This is a genomic window from Methanosarcina baltica, from assembly GCF_055394095.1.
The window spans coordinates 1,546,097-1,564,341 of the sequence record NZ_AP042463.1 but is presented as its reverse complement, the minus strand read 5'-3'; the positions used below and the strand labels follow the sequence as shown (position 1 = coordinate 1,564,341).

The following is an 18,245-nucleotide window of genomic DNA, read 5'->3' as shown; positions in this document are numbered from 1 at the left end:
AAAAGCATTAAATTTTAAAAACCCTGCGTGTATTCTTTGTGGCCGCATTTGCAATGTCTGCCGGGTCAGTTTCCTTTATTTCTGCAATAACCGGGATTGAGTCCGCAACATAAGCCGGTTCGTTTCTTCCCCTGCGTGGGGACAGGTACGGGCTATCGGTTTCAAGAAGCAGGTTTTCTAGGGGCACTTCAGCCGCGAGTTTTTGGTGGTGTTTTGAAAAACAGACAAGGGTTGCCAGGGAAATGTAGTAGCCTGCGTCCACTATTTCTTTCATGGTCTCAACCGCTCCGCTGTAGCAGTGGTATACAACCGTATCGAGGCCTCGGACAAGGGCCAGCACTTCGGGCTCGGCCTGCCTTGCGTGCACGACCAGGGGCTTTTTAAACTCATTTGCAAGCTCGATTACTTTTTTGAAAGATGCTTCTTGCCTGGTCTTTTCTTCCCCGGTTTTGCAGTCCTTATAATCAAGGCCCGCTTCCCCTATTCCCACAGCCCTGTCCGCGTTTGCTTCGATCTGGGCTAGCACGGCGTTGATTTCTTCCTCGCTTCCCGTCCTCCCGAGGTCCGGGCTCAGGCCGAGGCATGCGTGGATGTCTTCGTGTTTTTCTGCAAGTTCCAGGCTCATAAGGTTGCCTTTTATCGAGATCCCGGAGTTTATCATGCCGACGACCCCGGCTTTGCGGGCCCGCTCGATGACTTCGTCTCTATCGCTGTTGAATTTAGGAAAATCTAGATGACAGTGAGAATCAATGATTGGGTAAGGCATGGGTGCTGTATTCCCTCGCATTTTATAAGAATACAGCGAAAACCCCTGAGTTTTTAGAGTATTTAGCTCAGGGGTAGTTGACTGTTCTTCAGCTTTTGCCTTTCAGCTTTTGCTTTTCGGCTGCCTCATTTCTTATAAAGCAGGTTCATGGCGTTTACCAGGGCTTCCACGGAGGCCATGACAATGTCAGGGTTTGCAGATCTGGCTGTTATAATTCTACCATTCTCGTTTTCAAGGCCTATGTATACGTCAGCAAGGGCATTGGACCCACCCGTGATGGCATCGATCCTGAACTCCTGAAGTTTGAAGTGGTTTTGTTCGCCCAGGATATCACGCACGGCTTTGAGGGCCGCGTCCACAGGGCCCACACCCGTGTTTGCGGCAACCACTTCCCGTCCTTCTATTATTGCTTTGACCACGGCGGTAGGGGTTACTCGGTTTCCGGTCATTACGGAAACCTCTTTGAGTTTGATCAGTTCTTCTTCGGAACTGGCTTTCCCGAGGACTGCCGAGGCAACCGCATAGAGGTCGGCGTCGGTGATCTGTTTGCCTCTGTTTGCGATGTCTTTGATCTTGCAAACGATTTCTTCGAGCTGAGGGTCCGAGGTTTTTATTCCTGCAGAGTCGAGAGACTGCTTGACTGCATGTTTACCTGTGTGCTTTCCAAGGACGATGCGCCGTTTGTGTCCGACCATTTCCGGAGTCATGATACCCGGCTCAAAGGTGTCGGACTTTTCCAGGACTCCTTGGCTGTGAATCCCGGACTCGTGGGAAAAGGCGTTCTGGCCCACAACCGGGGTGTTTGGCGGGAGCCTGATTCCGCTGTAGTTTTCAACAAGTTTTGAGGTCTCGACCAGGTATTCGGTCCGGATGTTTGACTCTGCTCCGTAGATTGCCGTAAGTCCCATAACGGTCTGGGAGAGGTCGGCGTTTCCGGCCCGTTCTCCAATTCCGTTTATTGTCACCTGGACCTGGGATGCGCCGGCTTCCACAGCCATAAGGCTGTTTGCGACCGCAAGCCCGAAGTCATTGTGACAGTGCACGTCGATGGGAATCGTGATCTCGGCTGCAATGTCTTTTACCATCCTGTACATCCCTGAGGGAGCCATTACTCCCACTGTGTCAGGCACGTTGATGATATCACATCCGGCTTCCTGAACGGCTTTGAAGACTTCTATGAGATAAGATGGCTCGGTCCTCGTGGCATCCATTGCGGAAAACATACATTTGAGTCCGTGATCTTTGATGTACTCGACGGCATCCACAGCCAGTTCGATTACTTCTTCCCGGCTTTTTCTTATAGTGTGGATCCGCTGTACGTCCGAGGTCGGGACGAAGGTATGCACCAGTCCAACATCACTTTCAAAACAGGCGTCGATATCTTTTTTCAGTACACGGGAAAGCCCGCAGACAACCGAGTCCAGCCCGGCATTTGATATCGATTTTACGGATTCTTTATCTCCTTCGGAAGATATGGGGAATCCGGCTTCCATTATATCCACCCCAAGTTTGTCCAGCTGGTAAGCAATATCCAGCTTCTGCTCAGAAGTGAGCGATACGCCCGGGGTTTGTTCTCCGTCACGGAGTGTCGTGTCAAAAACGCTAATCTTCTTATTTTTCAGAGAATCGATGTAAAAATCGATCCCTTCTTTCTGTTTCAATAGACATATAACCACTACAAGGATGTTCATTCTTGCTATATAAAACAGCATGTCTCATCTATTAAACAAATTTTTCTTAAATGTTTCAGGGGCTTATAACCAATAACTATATATGTCAGGTGTGTCATTTTAGGGTTGCTTCTTGGAGTACTGTGGATCGGCAATCCTCTGAAGCTATCTGAAAAATGATATATTAATATTCGATCCAAATCATGGAGTTCGAAAGTATCGCTTTTGAATTCTTATCATATGAGGATGCCAGCAAGGCACACATCGAAATCTTTTCGTAAATGGGAAGCTTTATATATGATGTGGTTCTTTTATGAAATCCCTTACATGCAGCTAATGTGTGTGGGTACAAATCTATGTAAGTCATTGAGTTCGGAAGTATCTCTTTTGAATTCTTATCATACGAGGATGCCAGCAAGGTGCACATCAATATCTTTTCATAAATGAAAAGCTTTATATATGATGTGGTTCTCTTACGGAATCCCTCACATGCAGCTAATGTGTGTGGGTACAAAATCTCTATTATCATTTCATGGGGACAGGAGTTTTTTTTGTCCGACATTGGATCTGTTGGTTCGGTTAATTCTGATCGGTAGGTATTCTATCTATCAATTTGGATTGGTCGAATCAGGCCATCTTAGTGCAAGAAAGTGTTTTTCGAATAAAACACTGTTTTTCCGCATCAACAATTTTCCTTTAAGTGTGCGATACAAAATTCTGGTTGATCCTGCCAGAGGTCACTGCTATCGGTGTTCGCCTAAGCCATGCGAGTCATATGTTCTTCGTGAACATGGCGTACTGCTCAGTAACACGTGGATAACCTGCCCTTGGGACCGGCATAACCCCGGGAAACTGGGGATAATTCCGGATAAACCGTATATGCTGGAATGCTTTATGGTTGAAATGGATTCGTCCGCCCAAGGATGGGTCTGCGGCCTATCAGGTAGTAGCGGGTGTAATGTACCTGCTAGCCTACGACGGGTACGGGTTGTGAGAGCAAGAGCCCGGAGATGGATTCTGAGACATGAATCCAGGCCCTACGGGGCGCAGCAGGCGCGAAAACTTTACAATGCGGGCAACCGTGATAAGGGGACACCGAGTGCCAGCAACAATTGTTGGCTGTCCATGTGCTTAAATTGCACGTGTTAGCAAGGGCCGGGCAAGACCGGTGCCAGCCGCCGCGGTAACACCGGCGGCCCGAGTGGTGATCGTTATTATTGGGTCTAAAGGGTCCGTAGCCGGTTTAGTCAGTCCTCCGGGAAATCTGCCAGCTTAACTGGTAGGCTATCGGGGGATACTGCTAGACTTGGAACCGGGAGAGGTAAGAGGTACTACAGGGGTAGGAGTGAAATCTTGTAATCCCTGTGAGACCACCTGTGGCGAAGGCGTCTTACCAGAACGGGTTCGACGGTGAGGGACGAAAGCTGGGGGCACGAACCGGATTAGATACCCGGGTAGTCCCAGCCGTAAACGATGCTCGCTAGGTGTCAGGCACGGTGCGACCGTGTTTGGTGCCGCAGGGAAGCCGTGAAGCGAGCCACCTGGGGAGTACGGCCGCAAGGCTGAAACTTAAAGGAATTGGCGGGGGAGCACAACAACGGGTGGAGCCTGCGGTTTAATTGGACTCAACGCCGGAAAACTCACCGGGGGCGACAGCAATATGTAGGTCAAGCTAAAGACTTTACCTGAATCGCTGAGAGGAGGTGCATGGCCGTCGCCAGTTCGTACTGTGAAGCATCCTGTTAAGTCAGGCAACGAGCGAGACCCGTGCCCACTGTTACCAGCATATTCTCCGGAATGATGGGTACCCTGTGGGGACCGCTGATGTTAAATCAGAGGAAGGCGCGGGCTACGGTAGGTCAGTATGCCCCGAATCTCCCGGGCTACACGCGGGCTACAATGGTCAGGACAATGGGTCCCTTCCCCGAAAGGGGTTGGCAATCTCACAAACCTGTCCCTAGTTCGGATTGAGGGCTGTAACTCGCCCTCATGAAGCTGGAATCCGTAGTAATCGCGTTTCAACATAGCGCGGTGAATACGTCCCTGCTCCTTGCACACACCGCCCGTCAAACCACCCGAGTGAGGTATGGGTGAGGGCACGAACATCGTGTCGTGTTCGAACCTGAATTTCGCAAGGGGGGTTAAGTCGTAACAAGGTAGCCGTAGGGGAATCTGCGGCTGGATCACCTCCTAAGCAAAAGAAGCCACCGATCAGAAGCCGTAAAACCAACAGATCCAATTTTTTTTCTCGGGATTCTGGGATTTCGTCCCGGTCTCCGCGGGCTTGTAGATCAGTGGGAGATCGCTGCCTTTGCAAGGCAGAGGCCCTGGGTTCGAATCCCAGCAAGTCCATTCATTACTAGTGCACCCGACAAAGCAATTTGTCGGGGAAGGATGGATTGTTTCTGAAGTACCCACTTCAGGAGCATATGATATCATGTATAGGTGCTGTATTTTGGACGCTTACTGGATCTGGTTAAAGTATCCGGTATTATGCCTCCAGGTGGATGGCTCGGCTCAAGAGCTGATGAAGGACGTGCCAAGCTGCGATAAGCTCGGGCTAGGTGCAAGGAACCTTTGAACCCGAGATTTCCGAATGAGACCTCTCCTAGTGATCAGTAATGATCGGGAACGCCCCGAATTGAAACATCTCAGTAGGGGCAGGAAGAGAAATCAATTGAGATGCCGTAAGTAACGGCGAGTGAAAGCGGCACAGTTCAAACCGAATCCCTTCGGGGACATGTGGTGTTATAGGGCTGCTCAAAAATCCTTCAACGAAATCAAACTTGCCTGAAACGGCAGACCGTAGAGTGTGATAGTCACGTAGATGTATGTTAACGGATGGGAGCAAGTCCCTGAGTACCGTGCGTTGGATATCGCGCGGGAATTTGGGGGTCACCAACCTCCAAAACTAAATACTCCTTGAGACCGATAGCGAAATAGTAGGGTGACCGAAAGCTGAAAAGTACCCCGAGAAGGGAGGTGCAAAGTGCCTGAAACCTGGTGGTGATAGAACGATATGGCGTGCAAGGATCTTTGATACGAAGGAAACAGCCGTGAGGCTGCAGTACGAGTATCACTGCCGATGTCATATCTTACGTTTTGAAGAACGGGCCAGGGAGTGTATCTTGATGGCGATGGCTAACCTTTTAATTGGGCAGCCGAAGCGAAAGCAACATGTGCGCAACCCTTCGGGGTGAGGCACGGCGTATACAAGTGCGTGGAGTCATCGGGATACGACCCGAAGCCGGGCGATCTAGGCGTGGGCAGGTTGAAGCGTGGCGAAAGCTACGTGGAGGACCGCAAGCGGTATTGATCTGCAAATCATTCGTGTGACCTGCGTCTCGGAGTGAAATGCTAATCTAGCCCGGCATCAGCTGGTTCCTTCCGAAACATGTCGCAGCATGACCTGGTTGGAGACCGTCGGTGGAGTAGAGCACTGATTGGCGATCCCGGGGGAGAAATCCCTCACTCGCTTGTCAAACTCCGAACCCACCGTCATCTAAGAAGACCGGAGTCCGGACTGCTGGGGTAAGCTTGTAGTCCGTAAGGGAGACAACCCAGCCCGTGGTTAAGGTCCCCAAGTGTCGACTAAGTGTTAACTCTAAAGGGCGTCCCAAGCCCAAGACAGCTGGAAGGTTAGCTCAGAAGCAGCTACCCTTTAAAGAGTGCGTAACAGCTCACCAGTCGAGGTTTGGGGCCCCGAAAATTGACGGGGCTCAAGTCGACCACCGATACCACGGAGTACCGTAAGGTAATCTCGTAGGAAGGCGTTGTGTTCGGGCAGAAGCAGGGCTGTGAAGTCCTGTGGACCGTTCACAAACGAAAATCCTGGTAATAGTAGCAGCAAAGTAAGGTGAGAATCCTTACCGCCGAAGGGGCCAGGTTTCCTCGGCAATGTTCGTCAGCCGAGGGTTAGTCGGTCCTAAGACGTATCGTAATTCGAGTACGCCGAAAGGGAAACAGGTTAATATTCCTGTACCATTTAACACCAAGTGCCTGACGTTTTGGGGCAGGTTGAGCGGCGTTGTCGCGCCGTCCAAGCACCGAATCCCGTGGAGAGCCGTAATGGCGAGAAGCGGGCGAATGTGTTATGGCGAAAGTCAGCTTCACCCCGGAACCCGTGAAAAGGGCGGTTAAATGTCCGTACCGAGAACTGACACAGGTGCCCCTAGCTGAAAAGGCTAAGGCGTGTCGGATCAATTCAGTTAAGGGAATTCGGCAAATTAGCTCCGTAACTTCGGGAGAAGGAGTGCCTGCTGTGAGAACAGCAGGTCGCAGTGACCAGGGGGCTCTAACTGTCTAATATCAACATAGGAGATTGCAAACCCGTAAGGGCTAGTACAATCTCTGAATCCTGCTCAGTGCGGGTACCTGAAACCCCGGTTCAACGGGAAGAAGGGCCCGTAAACAGCGGGGGTAACTATGACCCTCTTAAGGTAGCGTAGTACCTTGTCGCTTAATTGGCGACTTGCATGAATGGATCAATGAGAGCCCTACTGTCCCTAACTGGAGTCCGGTGAAGCTTACATTCTAGTGCAAAGTCTAGAGACCTCTAGGGGGAAGTGAAGACCCCATGGAGCTTTACTGCAGCCTGTCGTTGTGTTGTGATTTTGGATGTACAGTGTAGGTAGGAGACGTCGAAGCGGGTGCGCCAGCATTCGTGGAGTCACAATTGGGACACTACCCTTCCGAAATTACGACCCTAACTCCGCGAGGAGGACCCCGATAGGTGGGCAGTTTGCCTGGGGCGGGACGCCCTTGAAAAGATATCAAGGGCGCGCAATGGTTGACTCAAGCGGGTCGGAAACTCGCTGAAGAGTGCAAGAGCATAAGTCAGCCTGACGTTAATCAGCATAGCAGTGGTTGACGAGACGAAAGTCGGTTCTAGCGAACTTTTGAGCCTCCTTGGTGGGGGCCAAAAATGACAGAAAAGTTACCCTGGGGATAATTGTGTCGTTGCCGGCAAGAGTACATATCGACCCGGCAGCTTGCTACCTCGATGTCGGTTCTTTCCATCCTGGCTGTGCAGCAGCAGCCAAGGGTGAGGTTGTTCGCCTATTAAAGGAGATCGTGAGCTGGGTTTAGACCGTCGTGAGACAGGTCGGTTACTATCTACTAGAGGTGTTCAAGGTCTGAGGGTAAGTTGCTTTTAGTACGAGAGGAACAGAGCAACGGCGCCTCTGGTGTACCGGTTGTCTGACAAGGCATCGCCGGGCAGCTACGCGCCACGGAATAAGAGCTGAATGCATCTAAGCTCGAAATCCCGCCTAAAAAGAGACCTTTTTAAGAATCCCGGTAAAAGACCGGTTTGATAGAAACGGGATGTGCGCACCAAGGCAACGAGGTGTTAAGTCCGCGTTTACTAAACATTCGTTCCGTTGCTTTTTCCAGGTCCAGGCGAAATCCAAAATGCAGTGCCAATATACATGATTCATCTTTCGTAAAATCCAATCCATTTTACAAGTTGAGTCTGGCGGCCATAGCGGCAGGGGTACTCCTGTACCCATCCCGAACACAGAAGATAAGCCTGCCCACGTTCTCTATTGTACTGAAGTGCGCGAGCCTTCGGGAAGTTTGGATCGCTGCCATACTCACCTTAATATAATTCATTCAAACTTTTCTCTGATACTTTTTCTTAAGAGCTTTTGTTTTTTTGTTTTGTTTTGTTTTGTTTTGTTTTGTTTTGTTTTGTTTTTCTATTTTTGTTTTGTTTTGTTTTTCTATACTTCTTTGTGTTGTTTTTTCATATTTCTTTCGTATCTTTTGCTTTTCAGCACCTGTTTTTTTTGTTTCGTTTCTTTTCCGGGGGGGCGCCCTCCGCTTCGTGGGAATCCTTGGTCTGGAATAATCTAATTTGATATCTTCCAATTTGACCTGTGGCCTGTTTTTTGTTTCATTTCTTTCTCTTCCCTACTGGCTGCTCTTTAAGTTTCACTGGCGGGGCGTGCCCTCCGCTTCGTGGGAATCCCTGGTCTGGATAATTTGTTTCTATATTTTTTCCGGGCCTTTTTTCGGTTTCGTTTTTTCTTTTCGGGGCCGTTCTGTTTTTCCTGAGGAGTGCTTCCTTCCGCTTCGCGAGAACCTGGAACCCGGAATACGTTGTTTTGACATTCTTCCATTTGACCTATGGCCTGTCTTTTGTTTCTTTTCTTCTCCTGATTGGCTGTCTTTTAAGTTTTTTTGGTAATGGCGTGTCCTCCGCTTCGCGGGAAACCGTGGCTGGAATTCTCTTTTTCGATAGTAGTTTCCAGCTCTGTCTTTTGTTTCTTTTCTTCTGCTTTACGGGGAGGTGTTTTTTGTTTTACGTTTTCTGTTTTACGTTTTCTGTTTCCAGGGCGTCGTTCCTTTCTCTAACAGGGTGCGTTCTCCACTTCGTGGAAATCCCTAGTCCGGAATAATCTAATTCTATATTTTTCTGCCCAGTTTTTGGAAATGAAGATCAAAAAAGGCCGGAACGATCAGGTGAGCTAATAATTCCCTGTGCCAGCAAGATAACTTTTGCCTGGATTTTAAATCTGATAAAATCCTCTGATGAATATCTTTATATATTAAAACTGATATGTATTGGTTCCCTGATCCGAAGTGATCGGGTGGGCAAATGACTCATGTGTGCCAGCAAAATAACTTTTGCTCGGATTCATAATGTGGAAAATTGTTCAATGAAAACCTATATATACCAATACTAATATGTATTGGTTCCCTGATCCGAAGTGATTGGGTGGGCAAATGACTCATGTGTGCCAGCAAAATAACTTTTGCTCGGATTCATAATGTGGAAAATTGTTCAATGAAAACCTATATATACCAATACTAATATGTATTGGTTCCCTGATCCGAAGTGATCTGGTGGGCAAATGACTCATGTGTGCCAGCAAAATAACTTTTGCTCGGATTCATAATGTGGAAAATTGTTCAATGAAAACCTATATATACCAATACTAATATGTATTGGTTCCCTGATCCGAAGTGATCGGGTGGGCAAATGACTCATGTGTGCCAGCAAAATAACTTTTGCTCGGATTCATAATGTGGAAAATTGTTCAATGAAAACCTTTATATACCAGAAATGATATGTATAGAATTCCTCACACATCAAGTGTGATCTAATATTTACTCATCAATTTTATCATGTGATGGGGACAGGAGCTTTTTCTGTCCGACATTGGATCTGTTGGTTCGGTTAATTCTGATCGGTAGGTATTCTATCTATCAATTTGGATTGGTCGAATCAGGCCATCTTAGTGCAAGAAAGTGTTTTTCGAATAAAACACTGTTTTTCCGCATCAACAATTTTCCTTTAAGTGTGCAATACAAAATTCTGGTTGATCCTGCCAGAGGTCACTGCTATCGGTGTTCGCCTAAGCCATGCGAGTCATATGTTCTTCGTGAACATGGCGTACTGCTCAGTAACACGTGGATAACCTGCCCTTGGGACCGGCATAACCCCGGGAAACTGGGGATAATTCCGGATAAACCGTATATGCTGGAATGCTTTATGGTTGAAATGGATTCGTCCGCCCAAGGATGGGTCTGCGGCCTATCAGGTAGTAGCGGGTGTAATGTACCTGCTAGCCTACGACGGGTACGGGTTGTGAGAGCAAGAGCCCGGAGATGGATTCTGAGACATGAATCCAGGCCCTACGGGGCGCAGCAGGCGCGAAAACTTTACAATGCGGGCAACCGTGATAAGGGGACACCGAGTGCCAGCAACAATTGTTGGCTGTCCATGTGCTTAAATTGCACGTGTTAGCAAGGGCCGGGCAAGACCGGTGCCAGCCGCCGCGGTAACACCGGCGGCCCGAGTGGTGATCGTTATTATTGGGTCTAAAGGGTCCGTAGCCGGTTTAGTCAGTCCTCCGGGAAATCTGCCAGCTTAACTGGTAGGCTATCGGGGGATACTGCTAGACTTGGAACCGGGAGAGGTAAGAGGTACTACAGGGGTAGGAGTGAAATCTTGTAATCCCTGTGAGACCACCTGTGGCGAAGGCGTCTTACCAGAACGGGTTCGACGGTGAGGGACGAAAGCTGGGGGCACGAACCGGATTAGATACCCGGGTAGTCCCAGCCGTAAACGATGCTCGCTAGGTGTCAGGCACGGTGCGACCGTGTTTGGTGCCGCAGGGAAGCCGTGAAGCGAGCCACCTGGGAAGTACGGCCGCAAGGCTGAAACTTAAAGGAATTGGCGGGGGAGCACAACAACGGGTGGAGCCTGCGGTTTAATTGGACTCAACGCCGGAAAACTCACCGGGGGCGACAGCAATATGTAGGTCAAGCTAAAGACTTTACCTGAATCGCTGAGAGGAGGTGCATGGCCGTCGCCAGTTCGTACTGTGAAGCATCCTGTTAAGTCAGGCAACGAGCGAGACCCGTGCCCACTGTTACCAGCATATTCTCCGGAATGATGGGTACCCTGTGGGGACCGCTGATGTTAAATCAGAGGAAGGCGCGGGCTACGGTAGGTCAGTATGCCCCGAATCTCCCGGGCTACACGCGGGCTACAATGGTCAGGACAATGGGTCCCTTCCCCGAAAGGGGTTGGCAATCTCACAAACCTGTCCCTAGTTCGGATTGAGGGCTGTAACTCGCCCTCATGAAGCTGGAATCCGTAGTAATCGCGTTTCAACATAGCGCGGTGAATACGTCCCTGCTCCTTGCACACACCGCCCGTCAAACCACCCGAGTGAGGTATGGGTGAGGGCACGAACATCGTGTCGTGTTCGAACCTGAATTTCGCAAGGGGGGTTAAGTCGTAACAAGGTAGCCGTAGGGGAATCTGCGGCTGGATCACCTCCTAAGCAAAAGAAGCCACCGATCAGAAGCCGTAAAACCAACAGATCCAATATCCCATTACATTTCTCAAAAATGCACCCGACAAAGCAATTTGTCGGGGAAGGATGGATTATCCCTGAAGTTCCCACTATCGGGGGTGTGTGAAATCATGTATAGGTGCTGTATTTTGGACGCTTACTGGATCTGGTTAAAGTATCCGGTATTATGCCTCCAGGTGGATGGCTCGGCTCAAGAGCTGATGAAGGACGTGCCAAGCTGCGATAAGCTCGGGCTAGGTGCAAGGAACCTTTGAACCCGAGATTTCCGAATGAGACCTCTCCTAGTGATCAGTAATGATCGGGAACGCCCCGAATTGAAACATCTCAGTAGGGGCAGGAAGAGAAATCAATTGAGATGCCGTAAGTAACGGCGAGTGAAAGCGGCACAGTTCAAACCGAATCCCTTCGGGGACATGTGGTGTTATAGGGCTGCTCAAAAATCCTTCAACGAAATCAAACTTGCCTGAAACGGCAGACCGTAGAGTGTGATAGTCACGTAGATGTATGTTAACGGATGGGAGCAAGTCCCTGAGTACCGTGCGTTGGATATCGCGCGGGAATTTGGGGGTCACCAACCTCCAAAACTAAATACTCCTTGAGACCGATAGCGAAATAGTAGGGTGACCGAAAGCTGAAAAGTACCCCGAGAAGGGAGGTGCAAAGTGCCTGAAACCTGGTGGTGATAGAACGATATGGCGTGCAAGGATCTTTGATACGAAGGAAACAGCCGTGAGGCTGCAGTACGAGTATCACTGCCGATGTCATATCTTACGTTTTGAAGAACGGGCCAGGGAGTGTATCTTGATGGCGATGGCTAACCTTTTAATTGGGCAGCCGAAGCGAAAGCAACATGTGCGCAACCCCTTTGGGGTGAGGCACGGCGTATACAAGTGCGTGGAGTCATCGGGATACGACCCGAAGCCGGGCGATCTAGGCGTGGGCAGGTTGAAGCGTGGCGAAAGCTACGTGGAGGACCGCAAGCGGTATTGATCTGCAAATCATTCGTGTGACCTGCGTCTCGGAGTGAAATGCTAATCTAGCCCGGCATCAGCTGGTTCCTTCCGAAACATGTCGCAGCATGACCTGGTTGGAGACCGTCGGTGGAGTAGAGCACTGATTGGCGATCCCGGGGGAGAAATCCCTCACTCGCTTGTCAAACTCCGAACCCACCGTCATCTAAGAAGACCGGAGTCCGGACTGCTGGGGTAAGCTTGTAGTCCGTAAGGGAGACAACCCAGCCCGTGGTTAAGGTCCCCAAGTGTCGACTAAGTGTTAACTCTAAAGGGCGTCCCAAGCCCAAGACAGCTGGAAGGTTAGCTCAGAAGCAGCTACCCTTTAAAGAGTGCGTAACAGCTCACCAGTCGAGGTTTGGGGCCCCGAAAATTGACGGGGCTCAAGTCGACCACCGATACCACGGAGTACCGTAAGGTAATCTCGTAGGAAGGCGTTGTGTTCGGGCAGAAGCAGGGCTGTGAAGTCCTGTGGACCGTTCACAAACGAAAATCCTGGTAATAGTAGCAGCAAAGTAAGGTGAGAATCCTTACCGCCGAAGGGGCCAGGTTTCCTCGGCAATGTTCGTCAGCCGAGGGTTAGTCGGTCCTAAGACGTATCGTAATTCGAGTACGCCGAAAGGGAAACAGGTTAATATTCCTGTACCATTTAACACCAAGTGCCTGACGTTTTGGGGCAGGTTGAGCGGCGTTGTCGCGCCGTCCAAGCACCGAATCCCGTGGAGAGCCGTAATGGCGAGAAGCGGGCGAATGTGTTATGGCGAAAGTCAGCTTCACCCCGGAACCCGTGAAAAGGGCGGTTAAATGTCCGTACCGAGAACTGACACAGGTGCCCCTAGCTGAAAAGGCTAAGGCGTGTCGGATCAATTCAGTTAAGGGAATTCGGCAAATTAGCTCCGTAACTTCGGGAGAAGGAGTGCCTGCTGTGAGAACAGCAGGTCGCAGTGACCAGGGGGCTCTAACTGTCTAATATCAACATAGGAGATTGCAAACCCGTAAGGGCTAGTACAATCTCTGAATCCTGCTCAGTGCGGGTACCTGAAACCCCGGTTCAACGGGAAGAAGGGCCCGTAAACAGCGGGGGTAACTATGACCCTCTTAAGGTAGCGTAGTACCTTGTCGCTTAATTGGCGACTTGCATGAATGGATCAATGAGAGCCCTACTGTCCCTAACTGGAGTCCGGTGAAGCTTACATTCTAGTGCAAAGTCTAGAGACCTCTAGGGGGAAGTGAAGACCCCATGGAGCTTTACTGCAGCCTGTCGTTGTGTTGTGATTTTGGATGTACAGTGTAGGTAGGAGACGTCGAAGCGGGTGCGCCAGCATTCGTGGAGTCACAATTGGGACACTACCCTTCCGAAATTACGACCCTAACTCCGCGAGGAGGACCCCGATAGGTGGGCAGTTTGCCTGGGGCGGGACGCCCTTGAAAAGATATCAAGGGCGCGCAATGGTTGACTCAAGCGGGTCGGAAACTCGCTGAAGAGTGCAAGAGCATAAGTCAGCCTGACGTTAATCAGCATAGCAGTGGTTGACGAGACGAAAGTCGGTTCTAGCGAACTTTTGAGCCTCCTTGGTGGGGGCCAAAAATGACAGAAAAGTTACCCTGGGGATAATTGTGTCGTTGCCGGCAAGAGTACATATCGACCCGGCAGCTTGCTACCTCGATGTCGGTTCTTTCCATCCTGGCTGTGCAGCAGCAGCCAAGGGTGAGGTTGTTCGCCTATTAAAGGAGATCGTGAGCTGGGTTTAGACCGTCGTGAGACAGGTCGGTTACTATCTACTAGAGGTGTTCAAGGTCTGAGGGTAAGTTGCTTTTAGTACGAGAGGAACAGAGCAACGGCGCCTCTGGTGTACCGGTTGTCTGACAAGGCATCGCCGGGCAGCTACGCGCCACGGAATAAGAGCTGAATGCATCTAAGCTCGAAATCCCGCCTAAAAAGAGACCTTTTTAAGAATCCCGGTAAAAGACCGGTTTGATAGAAACGGGATGTGCGCACCAAGGCAACGAGGTGTTAAGTCCGCGTTTACTAAACATTCGTTCCGTTGCTTTTTCCAGGTCCAGGCGAAATCCAAAATGCAGTACCAATATACATGATTCATCTTTCGTAAAATCCAATCCATTTTACAGGTTGAGTCTGGCGGCCATAGCGGCAGGGGTACTCCTGTACCCATCCCGAACACAGAAGATAAGCCTGCCCACGTTCTCTATTGTACTGAAGTGCGCGAGCCTTCGGGAAGTTTGGATCGCTGCCATACTCACCTTAATATAATTCATTATTATTTCAATTACATTCACAAGATTCACGTTCACAGCTTGAGTCTGGCGGCCATAGCGGCAGGGGTACTCCTGTACCCATCCCGAACACAGAAGATAAGCCTGCCCACGTTCTCTATTGTACTGAAGTGCGCGAGCCTTCGGGAAGTTTGGATCGCTGCCATACTCACCTTAATCTAATTCATTCTAACTTTTCTCTGATATTTTTTCTTAAGAGCTTTGTTTTTTTCGTTTTGTTTTTCCATACTTCTTTGTGTTGTTTTCCCATACTTATTTCATTTTTATGGCAGGCGACTTTTTGTTTGTCGTATCTTTTGTTTGTCGTATCTTTTGCTTTTCAGCATCTGTTTTTTTTGTTTCGTTTCCTTTTTTTACCGGGGAGCCGTTCTGTTTTCCTTGAAGGGCGCCCCCCGCTTCGCGGGAAACTAGGGCTCGGAATACGCTGTTTCGATATACTCATTTCCGGCCCGGTTTTTTGAAAAAATACTTTCAGGTCCTGGCATCCTCGCTGGCCGTCAGGCCGTTCTTTTCATGATTTAAACATAAAAATTTGAAACTATGGTAGCTTTTAAGGCCCGCCTACTAACAAGCATCAAAGCCGGTTTCCGTGGTATGGAACTTCTTTTTCAGACCGGGTGAGGGCTTTGAATAGGTCTGCAACTTCTCTGGAGGGCGGCCGCTTTAACTCTTTCTGCAATTTCAACATTGTTTGCGAATTTGAAAACTCGATTTCAAGCTAAAAGTTTATATATTATTAGTACTCTTCTAGGGATTACATCATGCCAAGATGGCGGAGCGGCTACGCAATCGCCTGCAGAGCGATACCATTCCGGTTCGAATCCGGATCTTGGCTTACCTTTTTTTTTAATATAAATTTTTCTAAATAATTGTTATTTTATTTTCGATTGTTCTCCATATTTTTATACTTTATTTTTAATTTTTCTTTTAATTCCGTCCCTGTTGCTGGGTCACATTTTAATATACAGTGGTTTTTTAGTTCTGCTTCATGGACATTGAGGAACTCATGAAGCGACTCTTCGAACTCTACCCCGAGGGCTACACCGACGGATCAAGAGACCCTTTTTTCGTATTGATTTCTACGGTCATGTCTCACAGGACCAGGGACGAGGTAACCTACCCCACAGCTCGCAAGCTCTTTGAAAAGTTTTCCACCCCCGAGGAAATGCTCCGGGCAGATCTTAAGGAACTCGAGGTCCTGATAAAAGGAGTGGGTTTCTACAGGGTCAAGGCTGGCAGGATTCAGGAAATTTCCCGCATACTGCTTGAAAAATACGACGGAAAGGTCCCGGATGACATGGAAGCTCTCCTGAGTCTGCCCGGGGTCGGAAGAAAGACCGCAAACTGCGTGCTGGCTCATGCTTTCTTAAAAGACGCCCTTGCGGTGGATACCCACGTCCACAGGATCTCCAACAGGCTGGGGCTGATAGAGACAAGGACTCCGGAAGCTACTGAAAATGAACTGATGATAATCTTTCCGAAATGCTACTGGAAGCACATAAACCTCCTGCTCGTCAAACTGGGACAAAACATCTGCCGACCCATTTCTCCCAGGTGTGAAATCTGCGTTTTGAACGACATCTGCCCGAAAATCCTTCGCTGATTTTAGCTTTCCGGGAGCTGGTCTTCTTTGAAGAGTGCTCGTTGAAGAATCTCTTTGAAGCCTGTTCTCTGAAGCTTGCTCTCTGAAACTTGTTCTCTCAGGCGCTTGTTCTCTCAGGTGCTTGTTCTCTCAGAAATATAAAAATTTCCCGGGCCAGGTCTTTCCTTATTCAGAAAGTGAGTGGTCCGGCCGTGAGAAGTTTTCCTGATCGACAAGAGATTATTTATATCAGGCTGGCATTGATGCAGAAAAACCCGGCGTTCATCCCGAAAGCGGGCCTGACAAACAGGGGGACCCATGTGGTATTTGCTTAGTTGCAGTTACAGTATTTGTATTTAATGTAAATTATTCGGGCTTAAAGCCACAAAATCACGATTATATGGCTCTTCAAATACAAGAGCCCTCAAAACATCAAAAATCACAATTAAATCATTAAAAATCATATTAGGACTTTTACGAGGTTAAACATGTTTCAGATTGGAGAAGCATTAATGGGGCAGGGTTCCGAACTTGCCCATGTGGACTTAATGATTGGAGATAAGGAAGGCCCAGTGGGCCAGGCCTTTGCAACGGGAATGACTCAGCTTTCCATGGGGCACACCCCGCTTCTGTCCGTGATCAGGCCGAATCTTCCAACCAAACCTTCGACCCTTATCATCCCGAAGGTCACGGTAAAGAACATGGAACAGGCAGCCAAGATCTTCGGGCCCGCCCAGGCCGCGGTCGCAAAGGCGGTCGCAGACGCCGTTGAGGAAGGTTTAATCCCCAAGGACCAGACTGAAAACCTTGTTGTCGTTGCAAGCGTCTTCATTGACCCCTCAGCCGAAGACTACAGCAAGATCTACAGGTACAACTACGGCGCGACAAAGCTCGCCCTCAAGCGTGCCCTTATCGGTTTCCCGGACATCGACACCGTGCTCGAGGAAAGCAACAAGTCCACCCATGCCATCATGGGCTTCAAGGTCGCCAGACTCTGGGATGCTCCATACCTCCAGGTCGCCTTTGACAACCCGAACCTGCCCTTCGTGCTGGCCGCAATTTCCCAGATCCCCCAGAACGATCACGTCATCATCGAAGCCGGCACGCCTCTTATCAAGCGCTACGGTATGGACGTAATCTCAAAGATCAGGGAAGTCAGGCCTGACGCCTTCATCGTGGCTGACCTCAAGACCCTGGATACCGGAAACCTCGAAGCCAGGATGGTCGCAGACGCCGCCGGAGACGCAGTCGTGGTCTCTGCCCTCGCTCCGATCAACACCATCAATAAGCTCATCGAGGAAGCCCACAAGACCGGCATCTACGCCGTCATGGACACCCTTAACCAGCCGGACCCCATCTCCGTCCTCAAGCAGCTTGACGAAATGCCTGACGTCATTGAACTCCACCGCGGAATCGACATCGAAGACTCCGAGCACCTCTGGGGTAACATCAACGACATCAAGGCAGTCGCTCCAAAGTCCTTTGTGGCAGTCGCAGGCGGCGTCAGACTTGACAAGGTCGAACTTGCCCTCAGCCAGGGGGCCGATATCCTTGTGGTCGGAAGAGCCATTGCGGGTTCAAAGAACATCAGGGAAGCCGCAGAGCAGTTCATCAACAAGCTGAATAAGCCGGAAATTGACCAGTTCAGGGTCATGACCGACTTCTGAGCTTCAGTGTCAACTACCCCTCCCTAAAATCTTAGCCCTCAGGCTAAAATTTTAGAGTAAGGGGCTTGCTTCGGTAAGCCCTAGTTAAATAGCCTTTCGTTATACTGGTCATGATATTCGAGGATACTCCACACGTTCTCGGAGATTTCGATTTGGATTAAACATCCCTGAGAGGTAGGGGAAGTGTTCAGGTCATTAACAAGCCAGTATAACAGTGGCGATGTGGACCCACTCCTGCAAAGGAGGACAGAACATAAGGTCACTGTCAAACAACATTAAGGTCCCCTGTTAAACAAAAAATGGGGGCCTTAGTCTCGACGCATTCATCTTCCACCTGCCAGTTCCTCCAAAGTCGGAACTGTCGAGGAAGGAGTCTTCTGCTGTCTGAGATAAACCTTAGATCAATCAAACCGGCCCGGGTCCC

At 49.5% G+C, this 18,245-nt stretch carries 5 protein-coding genes, 2 tRNA genes and 7 rRNA genes; 11 read left to right on the top strand and 3 right to left on the bottom strand.

Annotation, left to right across the window (positions count from 1 at the left end; all coding sequences use genetic code 11):
- Positions 1–7 precede the first annotated feature (7 nt).
- Together ACZ5QV_RS06830 and ACZ5QV_RS06825 are read right to left on the bottom strand one after the other, a co-directional pair.
- Positions 8–766 (bottom strand): TatD family hydrolase, encoded by a 759-nt coding sequence (locus ACZ5QV_RS06830; protein WP_464601806.1) that lies wholly within the window; start codon positions 764–766, stop codon positions 8–10.
- 125 nt (positions 767–891) lie between these two features.
- On the bottom strand, positions 892–2,427 hold the full coding sequence (locus ACZ5QV_RS06825) for a 2-isopropylmalate synthase (RefSeq protein ID WP_464601805.1): 1,536 nt from the start codon (positions 2,425–2,427) through the stop codon (positions 892–894).
- A gap of 723 nt (positions 2,428–3,150) precedes the next feature.
- Between ACZ5QV_RS06825 and ACZ5QV_RS06820 the strand changes: the two genes are divergently transcribed.
- From ACZ5QV_RS06820 to rrf (ACZ5QV_RS06805), 4 genes are all read left to right on the top strand, one after another.
- Positions 3,151–4,628: ribosomal RNA gene (locus ACZ5QV_RS06820) — 16S ribosomal RNA — on the top strand.
- 88 nt (positions 4,629–4,716) lie between these two features.
- Positions 4,717–4,788 (top strand) — tRNA-Ala (locus tag ACZ5QV_RS06815).
- Between the two features lie 125 nt (positions 4,789–4,913).
- A 23S ribosomal RNA gene (locus tag ACZ5QV_RS06810) occupies positions 4,914–7,825 on the top strand.
- 83 nt (positions 7,826–7,908) lie between these two features.
- Positions 7,909–8,030: ribosomal RNA gene (rrf, locus tag ACZ5QV_RS06805) — 5S ribosomal RNA — on the top strand.
- Between the two features lie 19 nt (positions 8,031–8,049).
- Here the strand turns inward: rrf (ACZ5QV_RS06805) and ACZ5QV_RS06800 are convergent.
- Positions 8,050–8,307, bottom strand: a complete 258-nt coding sequence (locus tag ACZ5QV_RS06800) for a hypothetical protein (protein ID WP_464601804.1) — start codon at positions 8,305–8,307, stop codon at positions 8,050–8,052.
- 1,447 nt (positions 8,308–9,754) lie between these two features.
- Here ACZ5QV_RS06800 and ACZ5QV_RS06795 point away from each other — a divergent pair.
- The 7 genes from ACZ5QV_RS06795 to ACZ5QV_RS06765 all read left to right on the top strand — a co-directional run bounded on the left by ACZ5QV_RS06795 (position 9,755) and on the right by ACZ5QV_RS06765 (position 17,821).
- Positions 9,755–11,232, top strand: a 16S ribosomal RNA gene (locus ACZ5QV_RS06795).
- A 185-nt stretch (positions 11,233–11,417) separates the two neighbouring features.
- Positions 11,418–14,330 (top strand): 23S ribosomal RNA (locus ACZ5QV_RS06790).
- 83 nt (positions 14,331–14,413) lie between these two features.
- Positions 14,414–14,535 (top strand): 5S ribosomal RNA (gene rrf / locus ACZ5QV_RS06785).
- Positions 14,536–14,598: 63 nt separating this feature from the next.
- Positions 14,599–14,720, top strand: a 5S ribosomal RNA gene (gene rrf, locus ACZ5QV_RS06780).
- Together the 16S, 23S and 5S rRNA genes with 1 tRNA gene alongside form the textbook arrangement of a ribosomal RNA operon.
- A 615-nt stretch (positions 14,721–15,335) precedes the next feature.
- Positions 15,336–15,407: transfer RNA gene (locus ACZ5QV_RS06775), tRNA-Cys, on the top strand.
- Positions 15,408–15,560: 153 nt separating this feature from the next.
- Entirely contained in the window at positions 15,561–16,175 is a 615-nt protein-coding gene (locus ACZ5QV_RS06770) for an endonuclease III domain-containing protein (protein WP_464601803.1), read from the top strand.
- 467 nt (positions 16,176–16,642) lie between these two features.
- Positions 16,643–17,821, top strand: a complete 1,179-nt coding sequence (locus ACZ5QV_RS06765) for a bifunctional 5,6,7,8-tetrahydromethanopterin hydro-lyase/3-hexulose-6-phosphate synthase (RefSeq protein WP_464601802.1) — start codon at positions 16,643–16,645, stop codon at positions 17,819–17,821.
- The last annotated feature ends 424 nt before the right edge of the window (positions 17,822–18,245 follow it).